The following is a 20,050-nucleotide window of genomic DNA, read 5'->3' on the forward strand; positions in this document are numbered from 1 at the left end:
TCACCTACGCCGACGCCGACGCCGAGGGGCCCGAGTCGGTGGTGCTGAAGGTCGCGGCGTCCGACCCGGTGAGCCGGACGCGGTAACACTCGCTCATCTGGCCGGTGCCGATGCGTTCCACGGCGAAGTCGGCAATGGGTCCGGTGCCGATCGAGGCGGCCAGCCAGGCCGCCGTGAGATCACCGGGTCGTTCGATGACTTGCTCTGTATCGGCATGCATGACGGACAGCGTGCCAGGTCACTGCGCCAGTGAGAAGCCGTCCCACGCCATTCGGCGATGGGGGTGGGGATCGAACTCGATCCGGCTCTTGCGGTCGAACACCATGACGGCGCGGTCGTCGGGGGTGTAGGCGGGCCAGTCGTCGCCGGGCGACCCGGTGCGGCCGAAGGACCGCCACCGCCGCTGCACATGGTTGCTGACCCGCAGCGCCGCGCGCCGATCCGCGGCCGCGGTCAGCAGCGCACCGAACCGGGTGCGATACAGGTCGAAGACCGCCAGCAACTCGGTGGCGTGCGTCGCGCCCAGCCCCGACCAGCGCAGCGTGCGCGGCGCGTAGTCGTACCGGTACAGATAGGTGGGCGCGTGAGCGCCGTGGGCCTCGGCGATCTGCCAGGCCGCCGAGCTGAACGCGAAGTCGCCGCCGAGCTGAATGCAGGCCGACGGCGCCGGGTAGTCGGGATATGCGGCGGTGATGCGTTCCCGGGCAGCGGGTTCCGCGTCTGCCAGCAGCTCTTCGATCATCGACTCGTTCGTCGGCAGCATGCGCAAAAAGCGGGTGAACAGGCGGCCCTCTTCGGCATTGGTGCCCACGATCAGCGGCACGCGATGCGCGCGGCCGGTTCGCATGGCCTCGACCGGGTCCACCGGCAGGACGTCGTCACCGAACACCGGGCCGATCGGGAACGCGCCCAACCGGTTCTCCATGCCCTGGTCGATCAGCCGGTGTTGGGTCTCGACGAACTGCGCCGCCGACGCCCGCATCAGCGCGGTGGCCGCGTCTTGCGGGCGGGCCCCGAGCAGGCGCGCGAAGCGGGTCGCGAACTCGGCGGCCGTTTCCCGCGACCGCACCATGCCCGAGGCCGGGCTTTCCGAGATCGCCTGGGCGAACAGGCCTTCGGCGGCGGGCACCGCGAGCAGCGTGGCGGTGATGTGCGCGCCCGCGCTCTCCCCGAAGATGGTGACCTTGGCCGGGTCGCCGCCGAATTCGGCGATGTTGTCGCGGATCCACTGCAGCGCCAGCACCAGGTCGCGGAGGTAGAGGTTGCTGTCGATGGTGATGTCGGGGGTCGACAGCGAAGACAGGTCCAGGCAGCCGAGGGCGCCCAGGCGGTAGTTGACCGAGACGTACACACAGCCGCGGCGCGCCAGCGCCGCGCCGTCGTACAGCGGCGTGGCCGAGCTGCCCAGGATGTAGCCGCCGCCGTGGATGAAGACCATCACCGGTAAGGGCTTGTCGGAGGGCACTTCCGGCGTGACGACGTTGAGGGTAAGGCAGTCCTCGCTCATGGGCTGGTAGCGCCCGACGCCGAGCAGCGTGTAGCGGCGCTGCTGGGGCGCGCAACCGGTGAAGCCGTGGCAGTGCCGCACACCCGACCACGGCGGCGCGGGCTGCGGCGCCCGCAGGCGCAGCGGCCCCACGGGCGGGCGGGCGTACGGGATGGATCGCCAGCGGTTTACCCCGTCGCGGGTGAAGCCTTCGACGGTGCCGGCGGTGGTGCGGGCGCGGATGGTGCGCTCATGCATACCCGTGACGGTAGCCGACACCACGGCCCCGGGCGCGGGTAGCGGCCGAATCCCGGGGCGTGGCGGTTAGCCTGGCGGGATGCGGATCGCCGCGCTGGTCGCAGCCACGTTGCTGGTCGCCGGGTGCTCTCACTTCGGCGGCGACAACGCGGGACGCCCGCAAACCACGTCGGAGACCTCGGCCGGCACCGCCGCGACGACGACCGCGCCGTCGGGCAGCAAACCACCGGCGCCGTCCGCAGCGCCGGCGGCCGGCGCCGCGATCTCCGACGTCATCGCCTGGATCGAGGCAGGTCATCCCGCCGATCCGGGCCGCTATCACACGGCGACGCGGGAGGGCGCCCCCACGCCGCTCGGCAACGACATCGCGCTGACCGCCCAAGCCGGCAAAGTTTCCTGCATGACCGATGCCAAGCACACCGGCGGTGCACTGGCGTGCCTGGTGAGCCTGACCAATCCGCCGCCCCGACCGGATACGGCCTACGGCGACTGGAAGGGCGGCTGGGTCGACTTCGACGGGACGAACCTGCAGGTCGGGTCGGCGCGCGCCGACCCGGGTCCGTTCGTCAACGGCAACGGACCCGAGCTGGCCAACGGGGACACGTTGTCGTTCGGCGACTACCGCTGCCGCGCCGACCAATCGGGCCTGTTCTGCGTGAACTACGCCCATCAATCCGCGGTGCGGTTCGCGACCGCCGGCATCCAGCCGTTCGGTTGCCTGAAGTCCGTGCCGGCGCCGGACGGGGTCGGCACGGCGTTCAGCTGCTGAGCTTCTGCGCCCGGCGCGGCGCCGAATTTTGCTGCATCCGCGGTTTGGGCGTGGGACGATTTGCCGGTGGACGCCGACGATGCCGAAAGGCGCATCGCTGATCTGGAACGTCAGCTCGCCGAGCAAAAGCGCATCGCCGAGTTGGAACGTCAACTGGCCGAAGCCAAGGCGGCCACGGGAACCGATGCCGACGCTCGCGCACGCCAGTACGCGCAGTCGTTGTGGGAGGGCCTGCGCACCGGCGGTCCCGCGGGCCCCGGCGGACCGTCCGCGCCCGAGATGGCGCAGCATCGAGAGGCTTTCATGCAAGCCGCAGCCCAGGCGGGCCTGTCGCAGGAACAGATCGACAACATCTTCCAGCACGGCAAGGCGACCTTCCGGGTGGGGCATTCGGTCGTGTATTCGCAGCAGGGCGCCGCGCCGGGCTTCGGCGCGGCCGCCGGCATGGCACAGCCACCCGTGTTCTCGCAACACGTCGGCTCCAGGCGCCAGGTCGCGACGGGCCGCCGCCGGCCGTGGGGCATGCGCGGGTGGCCGGACCGCATCGGGGCGATCGTCGGGGCCCTCGGCCTCTGCATCGGGGCCGCCGCGTCGTTGACCGCGACGATGCCGGCGAGCGCGATGTGGACGAGCCCCTTCGTGTGCGACAGCGGGTACCAGCTCGCATACAACACCACCAACTACAGCTACAAGCCCGGCCAGTCGGGGACCAGCGTGAGCTTCGAATGCGTCGGCGCTACCGGCTCTTACGAGCCCAGCTGGATCGCGATCGACGCGCTGCAGACGATGCTGGCCACCCTGGTGTTGGCCGCCGCGGTCGGCGTCGGGTTCCTGGTCTGGCGCGGCTTACGCAGGCAGAGCTGACCGTCAGCCGGGCCGGTTGGCGACGGCGGCGAACAACTCAGCCATTTCGTCGGCGGGTCCGCGTGGAACGGTGTAGCCGGCTTCGTCGCGAATCTGATCGAGGTGATCGCGCACGTCCTCGACGGACAGCCCGGGACTGTAGAAACCCGTTGTCCTGCCGATGAAGAACCGCGCGACGTGCCCGGCGCCGGCCGTGTAGATCTCCCCGGACACCGGACAGTCCCGGTGGGTCAGGAAGGCCGCTACCGGAGCCACCAGTGCCGGGTCTAATTGCCGAAGGTATTGGCCGACAAGGTCATCCAGCACCTCTTGCGCGGCCGCCTCACCGGGTTGCCCGGCGCGGCTCAAGGATTCCTCGAGCATCCGGGTGTACGCGATCGGGGCGATGGCGTTGACCTTGATGTCGTGGGCCGCCCCTTCGGCGGCCAGCACCCGGGTGAAGCCGATCAGCCCCGTCTTGGCCGCCCCGTAGTTGCTCATGCGTTCGGCGCCAAGGATTCCCGCCGCCGAGCAGGTGTTGAGAATCCGCCCGTAGCCGCGCTCACGCATCACCGCCCACGCCGGGCGCGTCACGTAGAACGCGCCTCTCAGGTGCACATCGATGAGGGGTTCCAGCCGGGCGGACGTCATGTCCTCGAAGGGTGCGTCGCCGACGATTCCGGCGTTGTTGATGACGATGTCCACCCGCCCCCAGGCGCTCAGGGCGGTGTCGACGATGGCTTGTCCTCCAGCGGGACTCGTCACGCTGTGCGAGTCGGCGACGGCCTGGCCGCCGGCGCGACGGATCTCATCGACGACGGCCCTCGACGCCGCGCCGTCCGAGCCTTCCCCGGTCACCGAGCCGCCAATGTCGTTGACCACGATGCGCGCGCCCCTGGCTGCCAGCAGCAGCGCATACTGCCTGCCCAGTCCCCCACCGGCGCCGGTGATCACGGCGACCTGGTCATCAAACCGCAGGTCGTTGCTCACCAACTGACCGGCAACTCTTTCATGCCGTAGATGTTGGCGTCTTTGAACCTCAGCTCCCCCGGCGGCACGGCCAACTGCAGCCCGGGCAGCCGGCGCGCCAGTGTGGTGAACGCAACCTGCATTTCGACGCGAGCCAGATTCGCCCCGATGCATTGATGGACGCCGTAGCCGAAGCCCAAGTGCCCTCGGGCGTTTCGGTCGGCCTCGAAGGATTCGGGATCGTCGACGAATTCGGGATCCCAGTTTCCGGCGAGCAGGTTCATCATGACGAACTCCCCGGCGCGTATCAGCTGGCCGCCGATCAGCAGATCTTCGGTCGCCACCCGGTCGACCTGGCTGTGCACGATGGTCAGGTAGCGCATCAGCTCTTCGACGATATTCGCGACGACGCCGGGGTCCTCTGTTTGTCCGAGGCGTTGGAATACTTTGGGATGTTCCAGCAGCGCAACGGTTCCCAGGGAAATCATGTTGGCGGTGGTTTCGTGGCCGGCCTGCATCATGATCACGCTGTTCATGGCCGTGGTGGCATGGTCGAGCTGACCGGTCGCCACATACTCGGTGACCAGCCGGCTGATCAAGTCGTCGCCGGGTTCGCGCGCCTTGCGTTCCACCAACTCCTCGATGTAGGCGTACATGGCCCCGAAGGCCTGGCCCTTTTCCGCGTCGGTGGATCTCTGGTCAAGCCCTCTTGTGGTGTTGAACTGGAATAGTTCCAGGTCTTCGGGCGGCACCCCCAGCAGCAGCGCGATCACCATTGATGGCACCGGCAAGGCGAATTCACGCACCAAATCGGCCGGCGCACCGTTATCGATCATCTGCCCCAGATAGTGGTCGACCATCTCCTGGATGTGCGGCCGCATCGATTCGCAACGCCGGAAGGTGAAGTTGCTGGTCATCATCCGCCGCAGCCGTTGGTGCTCGGGATCGTCCGTGCGGGCGAACATCACCGGGACCTTGTTCTCGTCGTCCTTCGGCATGATCGAGTCCGGAATGGTCCTCGCGGACAAGCGCCGATCGACCAGCGCCGCCCTGATGTCCCGGTAACGGCTGACCACCCAGACCGGGTTGCCCTGGAACATCGCGCGTCGAAGCCCGGGTTGCTCCCGCCAGTCGGCGAACTCGGCGGGCGGCGCGAGGGGGCACCGCGCAGGCCGTGGCACCGGCAGCGCCGGAAGATCGGCGTCAGAGCGCACTTCGGAAGTTGTTGACATATCCCGCGTTTCCCATTAAGTGTCAGGCGTCTGCCAGTTATAGAGCGTAAAGCCACGCTTGGTGGCAGTCAACTGTCGGTTAGGCTGTCCCCATGTCCGGGGTTGACGACCGGCCATTGCGGGCGGACGCGGCGCGCAACGTCGAGCGCATACTGCGCGCGGCGCGGGACGTCTATGCCGAATTCGGGCCCGATGCACCGGTGGAAGCCGTCGCGCGCCGGGCGGGCGTCGGCGAGCGAACGCTGTATCGCAGGTTTCCCACGAAGGCTGATCTGGTCCGGGCCGCCCTCGATCAGAGCATCGCCGAGGACCTCACGCCGGTCATCGACAAGGCCCGCCGCGCCGAGGACCCGTTGCGCGGCCTCACCCAACTGATCGAAGCGGCGATATCGCTGGGCGCCCGCGAACACAGCCTGCTGACCGCGGCACGCCGGGCCGGGTCACTCACCTCCGACATCTCGGTTCCGCTCAACGCCGCGCTCGGCGAGCTTGCCCGCGAGGGCCAGCGAGCCGGCAGCATCCGCGCCGACCTGGTCACCGACGACCTGCCCCGCCTGATGGCGATGCTCTTCGGCGTGCTGGCGACCATGGATGCGGACTGCGACGGCTGGCGACGGTATGTCGCCCTCGTCGTCGATGCGGTATCGGTCAACGAACGGCAACCGTTGCCTCCGGCCGCGCCGCTGCGTTATGAGGTCGGGCCTAATAGCTGGCCACTGTAGGCGGTTCAGTTGATGGTGACCCCGGCGTCGACCTTGAACTGCAGGCCCGTCACGTAGCGAGACTCATCGGATAGCAGGAACAGCACCGCATTGCTGACGTCGGCCGGCGCCACGGCCGGGGTGGGCATGGCGTTGACGAAGATGGGGATCAGGTCGGACCGTTGCTCACCCAACAGCGACCCGAACGACGGCGGAACCATCCCGGTGGGCACGCCGGTGGGAAGGACGGTGTTGACGCGCACGTTCTGCGCGGCCAGTTCGTTCGCCAGGGCCAGCGTCAAGCCGACGACGCCGTACTTCGCGGCGGTGTAGGGCGTCTGCAGCGGAAAGCCTTTGATGGCACCGGCAGAGCTGACGTTGACCAGGCTGCCGCCACCCTGGTCGAGCAGGTGCGGTATCGCGGCCGCGCAGGTGTTCCACACGCCGATGAGGTTCACATCGACCACCGCGCGCCACTGATCGGCGGTCGTCCTGTCCCAGGGCGCCACCGTGAGCACACCGGCGTTGGCGACCGCCCCGTCCAGGCCGCCCAGCTCGCCGGCGCCCTCATCGACCGCGGAGCGCAATCGCGCCTCGTCGCGAACGTCGACGATGCGACTCACGCAGCGGCGGCCCAAATCCCGGACCAGTTCTGCGGTTTCGGCCAGGTCGTCTTCGGTGGCCAAGGGGTACTCGATCTGCGGCAAGGATTGACAGATGTCGACCAGGATGAGGTCCGCACCCTCCTCGGCGAGCCGCAGCGCGTGGCTGCGCCCCAGACCGCGGGCGGCACCGGTGATCAGAATGCGCTTACCGGCAACGCGTCCCACCTACTGCTCGTTCCACATCAGGCCGCGCATCGTCGCGGACAGCGGGATGTCCTCCACGCCGATCAGTCCCTGGGGAGCGCGGCACACCCAGTCGATGGCATTGACGACCCGGCCCGCCGTCGAAATGCAGCCGGCATCGGTGGAGTCGTAACGAGGATGCGAGACGTGGGTGTTGATTTCCACCCGGGGTTCGCCGTCGACGACGACACGGTGGACTCCGGTGTGGCCCTCGGGCGGGAATTCCCAGTCGGGGGCCGCGGCTTGGGTGAGCCTGGTGACGTGCTCGAGGGTGATCACCGGCTTGCCGTCGCGAACGCCCTCGGTGGCGAACCGAACGGCGGCCATCTGTCCCGGCTGCACCGTCATCATGGTGCAGTCGATTCGTTCGGGCGTGTACCAGGGTTCGACGCGCTGCCGCACGTCGTCCAGCTTGATGTCGAGATTATCCGCCAGGCTGCGGACCTGACCGCCCCACATCGACACGATCACCCCGGGCAGGAACATCATCGGCGAGTCGTCGTCCGGTGTTGAACCGAATCCCATTGCGGCGCCCGTAAACTCGGCGTCATCGTAGTTCCCGTAGTCGAAGATCTCCTGCACGGTGATCGAAGAGATGCGGGTAGTCAGGCTGGCCGCAGAGTGCACCAGCGTGTCGCCGGAGAAGCCGGGGTCGATTCCGTTGACGTAGAGCGAGGTGTTGCCGGCCGCACAGGCGCGCTGCAGGGGCTCCCGCAACCAATCGTCGGCGTGGCGAGGCGTGACCAGCCAGACCATCGACGTACCGACGACGTTGCTGCCCGCCGCGAGGAACTTGGCCATCTGTTCGATGGCTTCCATCGGCCGGGTTTCACCCTGCGATGTGTACACCACGCAGTCGGCGCCGAGGGCCACCAGGTCGTCGATGTCGTCCGTGGCGATGATGCCGGTCGGCTCATCCAGACCGCAGAGTTCGGCGGCGTCCCGGCCGATCTTCTCGGCGCCGGCGGCGTGCACGCCGATCAGTTCGAGGTCCGGCCTGCCGATGATGGCCCGCAACGAATGCCGGCCAACGTTTCCGGTCGAGAATTGAATGACTCTGCGCACGGTTAACCTCGTCCTTTCAGCGGTGGGTGATCACCGATCATGTCAGGCGAAGCTCAGTAGTCGGGTATCGGCAGCGGCGAATTGTTGGAGTCGATACCCCCGTCGACGTGGAAGGTCGCGTTGGTCGCGTAGCAATCGCGTGTGCACAGATACACCGCGAGCCGTCCGAGATCCTCGACGTCACCCAGCCGGTGCAGGGGGGTGGCCTCCTGCATCTTCTCCAGCGACCCGGGCATCAAGTCCAGGCTGCCTCGAAGGCCGTCGGTGGCGAACGAACCCAGGGCGATGGCGTTGACGCGAATCTTCGGGGCGAGTTCCTGTGCCATGGCGCGGGTGAGCGCTTCCAGGCCGCCCTTGGCGACGCAGTAGGCGGTCAACGCCCGGATGCCGAATCTAGCTGAGCCCGAGGAAATGTTGATGATGGAACCGTGCCCGGCGCTGAGCATGTGCGGCGCGGCGAGCTGACTCATGATGAACGCCGACGTCACACACCAGTCGAAGGTGTGCCGGAAGTCTTCGTCGGTGATGTCCAAGAACCGCGCGTAGGTCGAACCGCCGACGTTGTTGACGAGAATATCGATGCGGCCGAACCGCTCCATGGTCGCGTTGACGACGCGTTCTCCGTCCGGACGGCTCATCGCGTCGGCGACGAGCGCCAGGCCCTTGCCACCCGCCGTCTCGATACCCTCAATGGTGCCAACGATATCCGCCTCGGTACGTGCGGTCCCCACGACCGTGGCGCCTGCCTCCCCCAGAACCCGGGCGATGCCCGCCCCGACACCCTTGCCGGCGCCCGTGACGATCGCGACCTGTCCGTCCAGCCGGAACTGCTCCAACGCCATGCCGGGCTCCTTCGAGGTCGCGGGTGTCGGGTGCGCCGTTCAAATCTAGAAACGTAACTGACTAAAGTCAATCAAAGTATGGGATTGGACCCTGCAATCGCGGGTGTCAGCCGACAATGACCAAGTTGTGCAAGCCTTTCTGGCGGAAACACGGCATAATGAGCGGGTGCCGGCGTAACTCTTGCAGTAGTCAAGTCAACCGTGAGGAATGAAATGGCTGTGACGGATCGGCTGTCCGCGCGAGAAGCCAAGCGCCTGCAGACGAGGGAACGCTTGATGGGCGCCGCGATCGCGGAGTTCGCCCGCGCCGGCATGGCCGAGGCCGACGTCAGTGCCATTGTGGCCGCGGCGGGAGTCGCCCACGGGACGTTCTTCTTCCACTTCCCCACCAAGGAGCATGTGCTGCTGGAGCTGGAGCACCGCGAGGAAGAACGCATCGCCAAGCAGTTCGCGCAGTTCCTGAAGTCCAAGCACGACCTTGCTGCCGCATTGAACGAGGCCGTCCGCCTGGTGGTGGGATTGGAGCGCCGACTGGGCGACCTGCTCTTCAATGACTTTCTCGCGCTGCACTTCTCCCAAACCCGCCCGCAGACCGAGGACGGCAGGGATCACCCCCTGATCGTCCTGGTCGCTCAGGAAATCGCGCTTTCCCAAGAACGTGGGGAGGCGGATCCGCAGGCCGATCCCATGAACAGCGCGGTGTTCTTCCTGTTGGGTCTCTACGCGCTGCTGATCACCACCAACCACTGGCCCACCGGCCACGCGCTGCTGGAAGACTACGTCGCGAGGACCTTGCGCGGCCTGAAGCCCTGACCGAGCAACGCCTTACGCCGCTAACGCACCACACCGCGCAACGGCACCAAGCCGAGTTCCTTGTGGGTCAGGAACCCCGGCGCGGCCTCGCACACGGCCGGAACCGTGTTCGCCGGGCCCATCGCGGTCCAGGTGTAGCCCGGCTTGGGGTAATTGCCCTGTGGATCGGCGGGCGCCTGCAGGATCAGCTCCGTGGGTTCGTCGCCCTCGATCACGATACGGTAGTGATAGTGGCCGCCCCAATCCGGCTGCGGCTCAATGGCATCGTATTCGTCCATCGTGTACATCTCGTGAAACGTGATGAGGGGCTTGCCGTCGACCCACGCCGTCCACTTGTGGTGCTGGGAGGCGACCGTGCCCTTCTTGATCGAGCCCTTGAAGCCCGGCATGTCGCTGGTCGGTCCGCCCTCATACGGAATGTCCCGGATTGCCGTCCCCAGCTCGACGTCCGTCGTGTACTTCTCGACCCTCTTCCCGAGGCCGTCGACCACCATGGCCATCGACTGGGCGAACAGTGGCCAGGCGTTGCCGAGCAGGTTCGGTCCGGCCAGGAACTCTTCGGGGGTGTTCCCCATGCCCATCTCGTGCAGGTACTTCAAGGTGTCCTTGCCGAAGTTCACCACCTCGTAGATGTGGATGGCGTCGATCCGGCTGACGATGCGGGCCAGCGTCAGGACGAGCAGGTCTCCGGCAAAACCGGGGTTGACCCCGCCCGCGTGGAAAGATGTTCCGCCCTCGTGGCACGCCGCATCGATCTTGTCGATGTCCGCCTGGCTGTGCTCGGTTCGAAACCACCACGCGCCGCCCGATGCGACGACGTTCTTGCCCGAACGCAACAGGCGACAGACCTCGTCGGGATCCGACCACAGCGGCGCGTAGAACACGCAATCCGCATCGAGCGCCTCGATCGCCGCCTTATCGGTCGTGGCGAGCACCCCGATCGGCGCGACGCCGACGAGTTCACCGGCGTCCTTGCCCACCTTCTCCGGGCGGTTGCAGAGCACCCCGACCACCTCGAAGGCGGGGTTGTGCGCAAAATGTCGGAGCGCCACGGTCCCGACATTGCCTACGCCCCATTGGATCACGCGATACTTCTTCTCGGCCGGCGAGCTGAGCGCCATCGCTACTCCTTTGCACGCACCGACACAGCTGAGCGCCTGCCGAGCGTAGGCGCGCTCCGAACGGTGTGTCAACGATTTACAGCTGACTTTCGTCAGTCAAAAGTCCAGGATCGCGCATACATTTTGCTAGGTGCAACGGATTACACCAGCCTCACGCAGGATCGTTGCTCCTTCTGCTGACTCTAGTCAGCCTGTTATAGTGCACAAGCCGATCCAATCAGCGCGCCGGGGAGGGTTCGTGAATCTGCCGAAGCTGCACCAGCGTGATGCCGGCGTTGGCACCACCATCGGGGCAAGCGGCGCCGCCCCGCCGCGTCTCGCAATCGACGAACACATGGAGCGGTCGCAGCTGGCGCAGCGCCGGGCCGACAAGTGGCTCATCTCCGGCGGCCTCCTGATTGGCACCGCCGCCCTCGGCGTCTTCGGCTTGCCGCTGTTCCTCTGGGGAGTGCGGTTGCTGCGCCGGGCCCAACGCGATGGCCTCTCCGTTCGCCCGATGCTGGTCACGTTGCTCGGCTACCTGGTGATCATCGATGCCGCGATCAACACCGTCGGATGGGCGCTCGACCTGGTGGCCAGCCACACGCTGCTCGCCCGAGTGCTGCTCAACGGGTGGGGCAACATGTTCGACGCCGGCTACTTCTGGCATTACAACGAACTGTGGGTCGGCGGCGCGGCCGGACCCGGCGAAAAGGCCATGGAAGTCGGGCTGATCCTGACCGTCTTCACCATGCGCATCGCCGCCGCCATCGGCTTCCTGCAGATGAAACGCTGGGGCCACCAGTGGATGGTCATCACCTGCTGGATGGGCGTGGTGATCTGGATTACCTATGTCTTCAACATGACCATGTTCGCCGACGTGCGTTTCGCCGGCGTCGTCCTGCCGGTCGTCGGCTGGTGGCTGTACGACATTTTCTACATCACCCCGTTCCTCGCGATCCCGTATCTGCACACCGTCAACCGCGAACTCTTCTCCGACTGAGCGCGCGACCATGACATCACCGAGGAGGTCAGCTCATGGATTACTTCTGGGAGATCCTTCGTTACGTCGCCGCCTGGGGCGGCACCGGCCTGATCATCTGGTTCTGGTACTGGCTGTTCTCCAACATCGGCACGTTCTGAACCGCGGACCGGATGGGCGAACTGCACGGGATTGCGCCCATGGGTGAGTATTCCGATGACCATGCGATGGCGCTGGAACGGAGCTGCGCCGTGACGGCGGTCGCGCTCAGCGAGCGACGCCGCGAAGGCGCCCGGCTCGTCACGGGCGAACGGCGCGGCTTCGGTTTGAACGCGGCGCTCACGTTCGTCCATGTCCCCTACCCCGCCGTCTCCGATTGGACGCGCAGAACCCTGACGTGCGGAGTGGCCCTCCAATGCTCACCTTCGAAAGAACGCATCACCGAATACCACCTGAACGAGCTGTCCGCGCGCGAACTGCGCGCGCTCGCGCTCGTCGAGGCCGGCGTCGCCCTCGGTTGGCTGGCGTCGCGGTGGCCCGGCCTGCTCCCCGATGCCCAACGGCTGCTGCCCGAAATCCGAGCCGAAGCCGGCGACCTGCCAGCCGCCGAAATGCTCAACCGGGCAATCGTATTGGCGGCCACCGGGCGGGCATTGCCGATCCATCCACTGCTGGGCACCCTGCCGTTGGCCCATACGGCGCCGCATGGATTGACCGACAAGCTGCGACGCAGCTTCGGCAGGATGCCATGGACGACGATGCAGAAACGTCGGCCGCGTCCCTACTCGGTTCCCGTCGGCGGCGACGGAGGCGTCCGCAACCCCAACCTACCGCCACCGAGCCGGCCGCGGGACAGCGATCTCGACGTCACACCGGAACACCGGCCCGGGATCCCCTACCCCGAATGGAACATGTGGACACAGCGATTCATGCGGGACCATGTCGCGGTCATCGAGCATGCCGACGGCCGGCGCAGCCGCCGCCCGGTGCCGGTCGCCATCGACGTGCGCAAGTGGTTCGAGGAACACACCCATCGTGCGATGACAAACCGCCTCGAAGACGGCTCCGACCTTGATGTCGACCAATACGTCAGCCACTACATCGATCTCACGACCGGCCAAGCGAAGGAGCCGAGGGTCTTCCGCGACCTGCTGCCCCGCAGCCGCGACGTGACCACAGCGTTGCTGCTCGACGGCAGTTCGTCGTTGGGTGTACACGGCGGCCGAGTCTTCCAGCTCGAATTGGCCTGTGCCGATGCGCTCTCGCGCGCCATGACGCTCGCACGCGAGCGACACGGCGTTTTCGTGTTCACCGGCAACACCCGCCATCGGGTCGAAGTGCGCTGCCTGAAGGACTTCGAAGACCGTCGCTTCGTTCCGCCGAGCGGGCTGGGCCTGTCCGCGCGCGGTTACACCAGACTCGGCGCGCCGCTCCGGCATTTGACGAGCCGCCTGCTGGCGGAGGCCTCCGAACGACGCCTGCTGATCATCATCGGAGACGGGCTGATCTCCGACGAGGGTTATGAGGGCCGTTATGCCTGGGCCGACGCCGCGCACGCCGTCGAGGAGGCCAACGACGCCGGGGTATCGATGTACTACGTGGGCGTGGGGCCGACACGAGTCGATCCCCTGCCCGAGGTGTTCGGACCGCGCCGCTCCCAACGGATCCGGCGCGTCGAAGAGCTGCCCCGGGTGCTGGCCCATGTCCATCGTGAACTGGTGGCCGCATGAACCCCGACCACACCTATTTCGCACACGGCAACGAAGTCCAGCTGTTCGAGCGGGCATTCCGCCGGCGCATACCGGTGATGCTCACCGGCCCGACCGGCTGCGGCAAAACACGATTCGTCGAACACATGGGCTCGCTGCTGCAACGACCCGTGGTCACCATCAGCTGCCACGACGATCTCACCAGCTCCGATCTCGTCGGCCGGTTCATGGTGACCGGAGGCGACGTGGTGTGGAACGACGGCCCCTTGACCCGGGCCGTCAAGGCGGGGGCAATCTGCTACCTCGACGAGGTCGTCGAAGCGCGCCACGACTCGTTGGCCATCCTGCATTCGCTGACCGATCACCGCCGGTCGCTGTACCTCGACCGCGCCGGGGAGGTGGTCAAAGCACCGGAGGAGTTCATGCTGGTGTGTTCGTACAACCCGGCATACCGCAACTCGCTCAAGGAGCTCAAACCGTCGTTCCGCCAGCGGTTCGTCACGCTGGCGATGCGGTATCTGCCGCCCGACCGCGAGGCCGAGGTGATCGTCGCGGAATCCGGGATTCCCTTGGCTACGGCCCAGCGGCTGGTCGGATGCGCGCTCGCGATCCGCACCGCCGACGAGGTTTTTCACTTCGAGCCGCCGTCGACCAGGGTGTTGGTCACGGCGGCGCAGCTGATCGCCTCCGGCGCAACAGAATTGGATGCGGCCGACGCGTGCATACTCGCGCCACTGAGTACCGACGGCGCGATCACCGACGGCCTCCGTGAGGTCGCGGCGGCCAGCCTGGCCACGTCGCCCTAGAAAGGAGCAATCGGTATGGACCGACAGGAGCAGAAGCGTAAGAGGGCGCTGATCGTCTTCCAAATCTTCATCTACGGCTACTTACTGGCGATGTTCGGCATCCAGCTCTACATGTCGTTCGCGCGGGGGTGGTGGGACCTGTGAATCCCGTTGCCGCGCAGACAGGCAGCTCGGTCAGTCTCGAGGACCACCACGGCGAGTCGCGCCGGGCCCAGCGCCACGCCGACAAGTGGATGATCGTCGGCGCAGCCCTGATGGGTATGTGGGCGCCGGGCCTGATCGGATTTCCCGTCTTCATGCGGGGGGTGTGGCTGCAGCGCCAGGCCCTGCGCGCCGGCCTGTCGGTGCGGCCGATGATCGTGACGCTGATCGGATATCTGGTCCTGATCGACGGGATGCTCAACAGCCTGGGCTGGGCCCTGGACCTGGTCGCCAACCACACGTTGATCAACAGGGTGCTGATGGTCGGGTGGGGCAACATGTTCGACGCCGGTTACTTCTGGCATTACAACGAGCTGTGGATCGGGGGCGCTGCGGGGCCGGGCGAGAAGGCGTATGTGGCGGGCCTGATCCTCACGGTGTTCTCGATGCGGGTGGCCGCGGCGATCGGATTTCTCCAGATGAAGCGGTGGGGCCATCAGTGGATGGTCGTCACCTGCTGGATGGGCGTGGTGATCTGGTCCGCCTACGTGTTCAACATGACCATGTACGCCGACGTGCGCTATGCCGGCGTCGTATTCCCGGTCGTCGGCTGGTGGCTCTACGACATCTTCTACATCACCCCGTTCCTCGCGATTCCGTACCTGCACACCGTCAACCGCGAAATCTTCTCCGACTAGAAGGGGCAGTGCCATGAATGCACCAACCGCCGAAGACAACGACCCGGCCACCACCGACCTCGAACCCGGGACAACCCCCTACTACGCGCGAATGCACAAATGGATCAAGCGCGCCGTGTTGGTGTGCCTGGTGGCACTGGTGATCGAAGGTGCGTTCACCCTGCCGTTCATGGCGGTCTACTACGGCTACCCGACGCTGAGCCTCACCGAAATCTGCAGCGAACTGCTGAAGATTCGATACTCCAACGACACGCTGGAGTGCAAGTACCCGTACCCGCCGTTCGGGCCGCCGGAGGGCGCCGAGGGCAAGGCCACCGCGCAGGACGTGTGGGGCATCCAGCCGATACCGAAGTACCACAGGCTCGGCTTCCGCGAGCTCGTCAGGATTCACGACGAGCGGCTCGCCCGCCAGGCCGCCCAACAACACCCGGCGCCGCACCCGTGACCTATCGGGTCGTTCAATGGACGACCGGCAACGTCGGCAAGAGTTCGGTCCGGGCGATAGCCACCAACCCGACACTCGAGCTCGTCGGATGCTACGCATGGTCGCCCGAGAAGGCCGGGCGCGACGTCGGCGAGCTGTGCGGGATCGCGCCGCTTAACGTGAAGGCCACCAACGACGTTGAGGCGCTGCTCGCGCTGAAACCCGACTGCGTGGTCTACAACCCGATGTTCGCCAACGTCGATGAGCTGGTTCGCATCCTCGGTGCCGGCGTCAACGTGGTGGGCACGGCCGGGTTCATCACCGGCCACTTCCTCGGCGCGGGACGCGAGCGCATCGCGCAGGCCTGCGAAGAGGGCGGATCGACCATCTTCGGCAGCGGCATCAACCCCGGTTTCATCCAACTCTTCGCGATCGTGTCGGCGGGGCTCTCCGACCGGGTGGACAAGGTGTCCATGCTGGAATCCGTTGACACCACCATCTACAACTCGCCCGCGACCGAAATCCCCATGGGCTTCGGTTATCCCATCGACCAGCCGGATCTTCGGGCCATCACCGAAAAGGGTTCCGGCATCTTCCGGGACGGCGTGTTGCTGATCGCCGATGCCCTCGGTGCGGAGCTCGACGACGTGCGGTGCGAGGCACAGTACGCCCAGACCACCGAGGACCTTCACCTGCCCGGCGACTGGACGATCGCGAAGGGCTGCGTCGCCGGCGTGGACGTCCGTTGGAAGGGGATCGTCGGTGACCGCGAGGTCATCGAAATCCGCGGACGATGGCGCAAGGGGCAATCCTTGGATCCGGATTGGCCGCTGGACATGGGCTACACCATCGAGGTTCAGGGTCGACCGACGATCAGGACCACGCTGAGCTTCCTTCCGCCGCCGGACTTTCGGGGCGAGACGCTGGACGACTACATCATGCTGGGTCTCACCATCACCGCGATGCCGGCGATCACCGCGATACCCGCCGTCGTCGCGGCGGCCCCCGGAATCGCCACCTACAACGAGCTGCCACTGCTACTTCCGCGCGGAGTAGTTTGCGCCGATGCATAACTTTCGATTGGGAGACGTCCATGCCTGAATCTCCGCTGCTTCATCACGTCGTGTTCGCGGTGGCACCGGAGCGGCATCCAACTGTCGCGCAAATGTTCGCCGACCTGGGGTTTGCCTTTGAGAATTTCCAGCTGACCGAACTCGGGCTGGACATTCACCTCGACTGGACTCGCGGTATCGAACTGATCAGCCCCATCCCAGGATCGCCCGGGGAGGTGGCCGCTTCAGTGAATGAGTTTCTCGAGCGCCACGGCGACGGGGTGTACACGGTGGTGATCGGAGTTCCTACAGCATCCTCCGCTGGAGCCGTCGCCGAACGCTACGGCGCGACAACGCGATTTCGGCAGCACTTCGAGGGTGATGGCTCATATCTCGACGAGATCGACGTGTCCGTCTGCGGCCTGCCACTGACATTTCTCGCCACGGATATCCCGTGACCGCCGACCAACCCGTCGGCACGGCGATGCCGAGCGTATTCGACGCGGGCCTTCCGGCGCTCAGCTATGACGTCGGCGAATCACCGCACGACGTCTATCCCCGGATCCGGGCGACGCAGGCGGTGGCGCCGATCGCGATCGGGCCGTTGGGCCCCGAAGTGCTCTCCTACGAACTTGCCCGGGCGATCCTTCGCGACCCCCGCTTCATAATTCCTCCCGGGATCCATCTCGCCGCGCACGGCATCACGTCAGGCCCGCTGTGGGACAGGGTGATCCGCAGCATCTTGTGCATGGACGGCGCCGAACACCGTCGTCTGCGCAGCCTGGTGTCAAAAGCCTTCACCCCACGGGCAACCGCGCGGATGGACGAGACGATCCACGCGGTCATCAACGAACTCGCCGATGCCGTCGTCGCGAAACGGGGTTGCGAGTTCGTCGGGGAGATCGCACGGCCGTACCCGATCCCGGTCATCTGTGCCCTGCTGGGCGCGCCGCGGGAAGACTGGCAGCTGTTCTCGAAATGGGCAGAGGACATCTTCAAGATCGTCAGCTTCGACTGCGACCTCGCCGAGGAAGAGCCGAAGGTCCTCAAGGCCTGGGACTCGTTCGACGAATACATCGACGGGATGATCGCCGATCGGCGCACAACGCTTACCGACGACCTGCTCTCGGAACTCATCCGGGCGGAAGACCGCGGCGACCGGCTCGATGCCGGCGAAGTCCGCATGCTGGCGTTCAGCATCCTGGTGGCGGGAACCGACACCACACGCACCCAATTAGCGGCCTCGATGGAAGTCCTCTGCGAACATCCGGACCAGTGGGCGCTACTCCGCGACCGTCCCGAGCTCGGAATGAGAGCCGTCGAGGAAACCATGCGTCACTCGCCGTCGATGTGCAGCACCCTGCGCAGTGTCACTGACAACGTCACAATCGGCGACTACACGTTCCCGGCCGGCACATTCATCATCGTGAACACCTATGCCGCCAACCGTGATCCGTCGATCTACGATGACCCCACTCGCTTCGACATCACTCGCGACGACCCACCGCCCATCCTCACCTTCGGCGGGGGCGCGCACTACTGCCTTGGCGCGAACCTCGCCCGGCGGGAACTCTCCGAAGCACTCAAGATTCTTGCCCGCCGCATACCGCATCCCCGCTGCACCGAAAGTCCGCCGTGGCGGCCACTTCTCGGCATGAGCGGTCCCACGCGCCTATCGGTCGAGTTCGATACCTGAGACGCGCGATAGGTGGCGTGCCCTACCAGCGTAAATGCGTATTCAACTGCGCAGGACGCGCTGCCTGTACAGCAGGCTGATGTTGAAATAGGTCAGATAGGCAACTGTGGCGGCGACGGCGGCTCGACGAATACGAGAATTGAGCAGCGCGAAGCCCAGAGCCGCTTCGATGCTGCCGTTGATAAGCACGTGGGCGCGAATGCGGTCCTTGAAGGCCATCCGATTCACCGATTCGAACGCACTCGGGCACAGAAGGTGCGCCATACCAGAGGCCATCAGCGCTAGGCCCGCGAACAAAGCCCATCTCTCCGATTCTGTACGTCCGGACTTCATCGGGTCGACTTCTCGTGGAGAACGACGGGAAGGTGGGTTGGGCCACGCAGCGAGCTGTTGGTGGACCACGTTGTGGGTCCGGTGACCGAGATTCGTGACACGCGGTCGACGAGTTCGCGCAGGACGGCTTGTGCCTCCATGCGTGCGAGTGGCGCACCGAGGCATAGGTGTGGGCCGTAACCAAAGCCGACGTGGGTGCGTGGATTTCGGTCGGCGCGGAAGGTGTTGGGATCGTGGAAGGCAACTGGATCGCGGTTGGCCGCTCCGAATGACAGCAGTACCCGTGAACCAGATGGGATGGTGACATCGCCTACTTGGTAGTCGGCACGGGTGTAGCGGTAGAGGTTTTGGATGGGACTGGTGTAGCGGACATGTTCTTCGATGGCCTGCGGGATGAGGTCGGGGTTGGCGCGGATCATGTCGAATTGATCGGGGTAGTGGGCGTAGGTGTGAAGCATCCCCCCGAGAAGGTTGGTTGTGGTCTCATTTCCGGCGATCAGAAGCAAGATGGCGATGTAGAACAACTGGTTGTCCGTCAGCGCGCCATCGGTGCTGTGCGCCAACAGGCGACCGAGGACGGTGTCCGATCCCTTGAGGTGCCCTTCCGCCAAATGCTTCAAGAAATAGCGGCGCAGCGCTACTGCGGCCCGCATGCATCGCGCGGTATTCACAACGCCCTTCACCGTTGGAGTGAAGTTGATGATCTGGGTGCTGTCGTCTGACCAACGGCGGAAGTCGGCGATGTCGCTCTCCGGGACGCCGATGATGGCGGCGATCACACGAAGAGGCATCGGGATTGTCAGCCGCTGTACGGCATCACACTCGCCAGCAGCGATCATGTCATCGACGAGGTCGGCGGCAAGCTTGTCAATGATGCTGCGCCAACTCTCCAGAGCACCTTTGGTAAACGCCGGCTGGACTTGTTTGCGCAGGCGGCTGTGCTGCTCTCCGTCGGTGACCACAACAAGATCGGCGACCATGCGTACTCGGGTCACTCCGTGGCTGCTGGTCACCTGATCTGTGTCGCGTAGGGCTGCGCGGACATCGTCGAGTCTGTGCAGAATCCACGTGGCACGCCGGGGGTTGTAGTGAACGCGTCCGCTGCGATGCAGGGCGTCGTAAGCAGCGTGGGGCTGCGCTGCGACGGCCGCGTCCAACGGGTCGTAGTCGGTATTGATCGCACCCGTCCACCCGCTGTACCCACGTCTCCGTGTGCGGATCGCCGCAGACAAGTTCAGTCGCCCCGCAGAGATGAACGGGGACAACATCGCGGTGGCACCGTC

At 65.9% G+C, this 20,050-nt stretch carries 23 protein-coding genes; 13 read left to right on the top strand and 10 right to left on the bottom strand.

Annotated features, from left to right (window positions below):
* Positions 1 to 4: 4 nt before the first annotated feature.
* Positions 5 to 220, bottom strand: coding sequence for a hypothetical protein (locus tag A5673_RS12805; RefSeq protein WP_068232333.1), 216 nt, complete (start codon positions 218 to 220; stop codon positions 5 to 7).
* Positions 221 to 238: 18 nt separating this feature from the next.
* Entirely contained in the window at positions 239 to 1,744 is a 1,506-nt protein-coding gene (locus A5673_RS12810; RefSeq protein WP_068232336.1) for a carboxylesterase/lipase family protein, read from the bottom strand.
* 79 nt (positions 1,745 to 1,823) lie between these two features.
* Here A5673_RS12810 and A5673_RS12815 point away from each other — a divergent pair, with 79 nt between their 5' ends.
* Positions 1,824 to 2,513 carry a hypothetical protein gene (locus A5673_RS12815; RefSeq protein ID WP_068232340.1) on the top strand — a complete coding sequence of 230 codons (690 nt, stop codon included), beginning with the start codon at positions 1,824 to 1,826 and terminating at the stop codon, positions 2,511 to 2,513.
* 66 nt (positions 2,514 to 2,579) lie between these two features.
* The gene (locus A5673_RS12820) at positions 2,580 to 3,377 is read left to right on the top strand and encodes a hypothetical protein (protein WP_068232342.1); all 798 of its coding nucleotides are present in this window, start codon (positions 2,580 to 2,582) and stop codon (positions 3,375 to 3,377) included.
* Between the two features lie 3 nt (positions 3,378 to 3,380).
* Here the strand turns inward: A5673_RS12820 and A5673_RS12825 are convergent, their stop codons facing one another.
* Both A5673_RS12825 and A5673_RS30015 read right to left on the bottom strand, forming a co-directional pair.
* Positions 3,381 to 4,346 carry an SDR family NAD(P)-dependent oxidoreductase gene (locus tag A5673_RS12825; RefSeq protein WP_231971050.1) on the bottom strand — a complete coding sequence of 322 codons (966 nt, stop codon included), beginning with the start codon at positions 4,344 to 4,346 and terminating at the stop codon, positions 3,381 to 3,383.
* Positions 4,343 to 5,557: a cytochrome P450 gene (locus A5673_RS30015; protein WP_068232349.1), complete on the bottom strand. Its 1,215-nt coding sequence runs from the start codon at positions 5,555 to 5,557 to the stop codon at positions 4,343 to 4,345. Before A5673_RS30015 ends, A5673_RS12825 begins: the two co-directional genes overlap by 4 nt.
* Positions 5,558 to 5,649: 92 nt before the next feature.
* Here A5673_RS30015 and A5673_RS12835 point away from each other — a divergent pair, with 92 nt between their 5' ends.
* The gene (locus A5673_RS12835) at positions 5,650 to 6,279 is read left to right on the top strand and encodes a TetR/AcrR family transcriptional regulator (protein ID WP_068232352.1); all 630 of its coding nucleotides are present in this window, start codon (positions 5,650 to 5,652) and stop codon (positions 6,277 to 6,279) included.
* A 5-nt stretch (positions 6,280 to 6,284) separates the two neighbouring features.
* On the opposite strand, the gene A5673_RS12840 is transcribed toward A5673_RS12835, so the two are convergent.
* The 3 genes from A5673_RS12840 to A5673_RS12850 are packed head-to-tail and all read right to left on the bottom strand — an operon-like array spanning position 6,285 to position 9,013.
* On the bottom strand, positions 6,285 to 7,088 hold the full coding sequence (locus tag A5673_RS12840) for a mycofactocin-coupled SDR family oxidoreductase (protein WP_068232355.1): 804 nt from the start codon (positions 7,086 to 7,088) through the stop codon (positions 6,285 to 6,287).
* Complete coding sequence (locus A5673_RS12845; RefSeq protein ID WP_068232359.1) at positions 7,089 to 8,171, bottom strand: dihydrodipicolinate reductase; 1,083 nt, start codon at positions 8,169 to 8,171, stop codon at positions 7,089 to 7,091.
* A 53-nt stretch (positions 8,172 to 8,224) separates the two neighbouring features.
* The gene (locus tag A5673_RS12850; protein ID WP_068232362.1) at positions 8,225 to 9,013 is read right to left on the bottom strand and encodes an SDR family NAD(P)-dependent oxidoreductase; all 789 of its coding nucleotides are present in this window, start codon (positions 9,011 to 9,013) and stop codon (positions 8,225 to 8,227) included.
* 213 nt (positions 9,014 to 9,226) lie between these two features.
* On the opposite strand from A5673_RS12850, the gene A5673_RS12855 reads away from it, so the two are divergent.
* Positions 9,227 to 9,826, top strand: coding sequence for a TetR/AcrR family transcriptional regulator (locus tag A5673_RS12855; RefSeq protein ID WP_068232365.1), 600 nt, complete (start codon positions 9,227 to 9,229; stop codon positions 9,824 to 9,826).
* A gap of 20 nt (positions 9,827 to 9,846) precedes the next feature.
* Here A5673_RS12855 and A5673_RS12860 read toward each other — a convergent pair whose 3' ends face one another.
* Positions 9,847 to 10,947 (bottom strand): dihydrodipicolinate reductase, encoded by a 1,101-nt coding sequence (locus A5673_RS12860; protein WP_068232368.1) that lies wholly within the window; start codon positions 10,945 to 10,947, stop codon positions 9,847 to 9,849.
* A gap of 334 nt (positions 10,948 to 11,281) precedes the next feature.
* Here A5673_RS12860 and A5673_RS12865 point away from each other — a divergent pair, with 334 nt between their 5' ends.
* The 9 genes from A5673_RS12865 to A5673_RS12900 all read left to right on the top strand — a co-directional run bounded on the left by A5673_RS12865 (position 11,282) and on the right by A5673_RS12900 (position 18,434).
* Entirely contained in the window at positions 11,282 to 11,929 is a 648-nt protein-coding gene (locus tag A5673_RS12865) for a hypothetical protein (protein ID WP_197518368.1), read from the top strand.
* A gap of 179 nt (positions 11,930 to 12,108) precedes the next feature.
* Positions 12,109 to 13,638, top strand: coding sequence for a nitric oxide reductase activation protein NorD (locus A5673_RS12870; RefSeq protein ID WP_068232466.1), 1,530 nt, complete (start codon positions 12,109 to 12,111; stop codon positions 13,636 to 13,638).
* Positions 13,635 to 14,423: a CbbQ/NirQ/NorQ/GpvN family protein gene (locus tag A5673_RS12875; protein ID WP_068232371.1), complete on the top strand. Its 789-nt coding sequence runs from the start codon at positions 13,635 to 13,637 to the stop codon at positions 14,421 to 14,423. Before A5673_RS12870 ends, A5673_RS12875 begins: the two co-directional genes overlap by 4 nt.
* Before the next feature lie 15 nt (positions 14,424 to 14,438).
* Positions 14,439 to 14,567: a hypothetical protein gene (locus A5673_RS30330; RefSeq protein WP_255361372.1), complete on the top strand. Its 129-nt coding sequence runs from the start codon at positions 14,439 to 14,441 to the stop codon at positions 14,565 to 14,567.
* Positions 14,564 to 15,262: a hypothetical protein gene (locus A5673_RS12880; RefSeq protein WP_068232374.1), complete on the top strand. Its 699-nt coding sequence runs from the start codon at positions 14,564 to 14,566 to the stop codon at positions 15,260 to 15,262. Before A5673_RS30330 ends, A5673_RS12880 begins: the two co-directional genes overlap by 4 nt.
* Positions 15,263 to 15,275: 13 nt before the next feature.
* The gene (locus tag A5673_RS12885; protein WP_068232377.1) at positions 15,276 to 15,707 is read left to right on the top strand and encodes a hypothetical protein; all 432 of its coding nucleotides are present in this window, start codon (positions 15,276 to 15,278) and stop codon (positions 15,705 to 15,707) included.
* Positions 15,704 to 16,759, top strand: coding sequence for a dihydrodipicolinate reductase (locus A5673_RS12890; protein WP_068232380.1), 1,056 nt, complete (start codon positions 15,704 to 15,706; stop codon positions 16,757 to 16,759). The genes A5673_RS12885 and A5673_RS12890 overlap by 4 nt, the downstream gene beginning before the upstream one ends.
* A 20-nt stretch (positions 16,760 to 16,779) precedes the next feature.
* The gene (locus tag A5673_RS12895) at positions 16,780 to 17,196 is read left to right on the top strand and encodes a hypothetical protein (RefSeq protein ID WP_068232383.1); all 417 of its coding nucleotides are present in this window, start codon (positions 16,780 to 16,782) and stop codon (positions 17,194 to 17,196) included.
* Between the two features lie 26 nt (positions 17,197 to 17,222).
* Positions 17,223 to 18,434 (top strand): cytochrome P450, encoded by a 1,212-nt coding sequence (locus tag A5673_RS12900; protein ID WP_068232469.1) that lies wholly within the window; start codon positions 17,223 to 17,225, stop codon positions 18,432 to 18,434.
* A 42-nt stretch (positions 18,435 to 18,476) separates the two neighbouring features.
* Here the strand turns inward: A5673_RS12900 and A5673_RS30020 are convergent, their stop codons facing one another.
* Together A5673_RS30020 and A5673_RS12910 are read right to left on the bottom strand one after the other, a co-directional pair.
* On the bottom strand, positions 18,477 to 18,653 hold the full coding sequence (locus tag A5673_RS30020) for a hypothetical protein (RefSeq protein WP_231971053.1): 177 nt from the start codon (positions 18,651 to 18,653) through the stop codon (positions 18,477 to 18,479).
* 110 nt (positions 18,654 to 18,763) lie between these two features.
* Positions 18,764 to 20,035: a cytochrome P450 gene (locus A5673_RS12910; protein WP_068232389.1), complete on the bottom strand. Its 1,272-nt coding sequence runs from the start codon at positions 20,033 to 20,035 to the stop codon at positions 18,764 to 18,766.
* Between the last annotated feature and the right edge of the window lie 15 nt (positions 20,036 to 20,050).

It is taken from the genome of Mycobacterium sp. E3198, assembly GCF_001667015.1.
Classification (GTDB): Bacteria; Actinomycetota; Actinomycetes; order Mycobacteriales; family Mycobacteriaceae; genus Mycobacterium.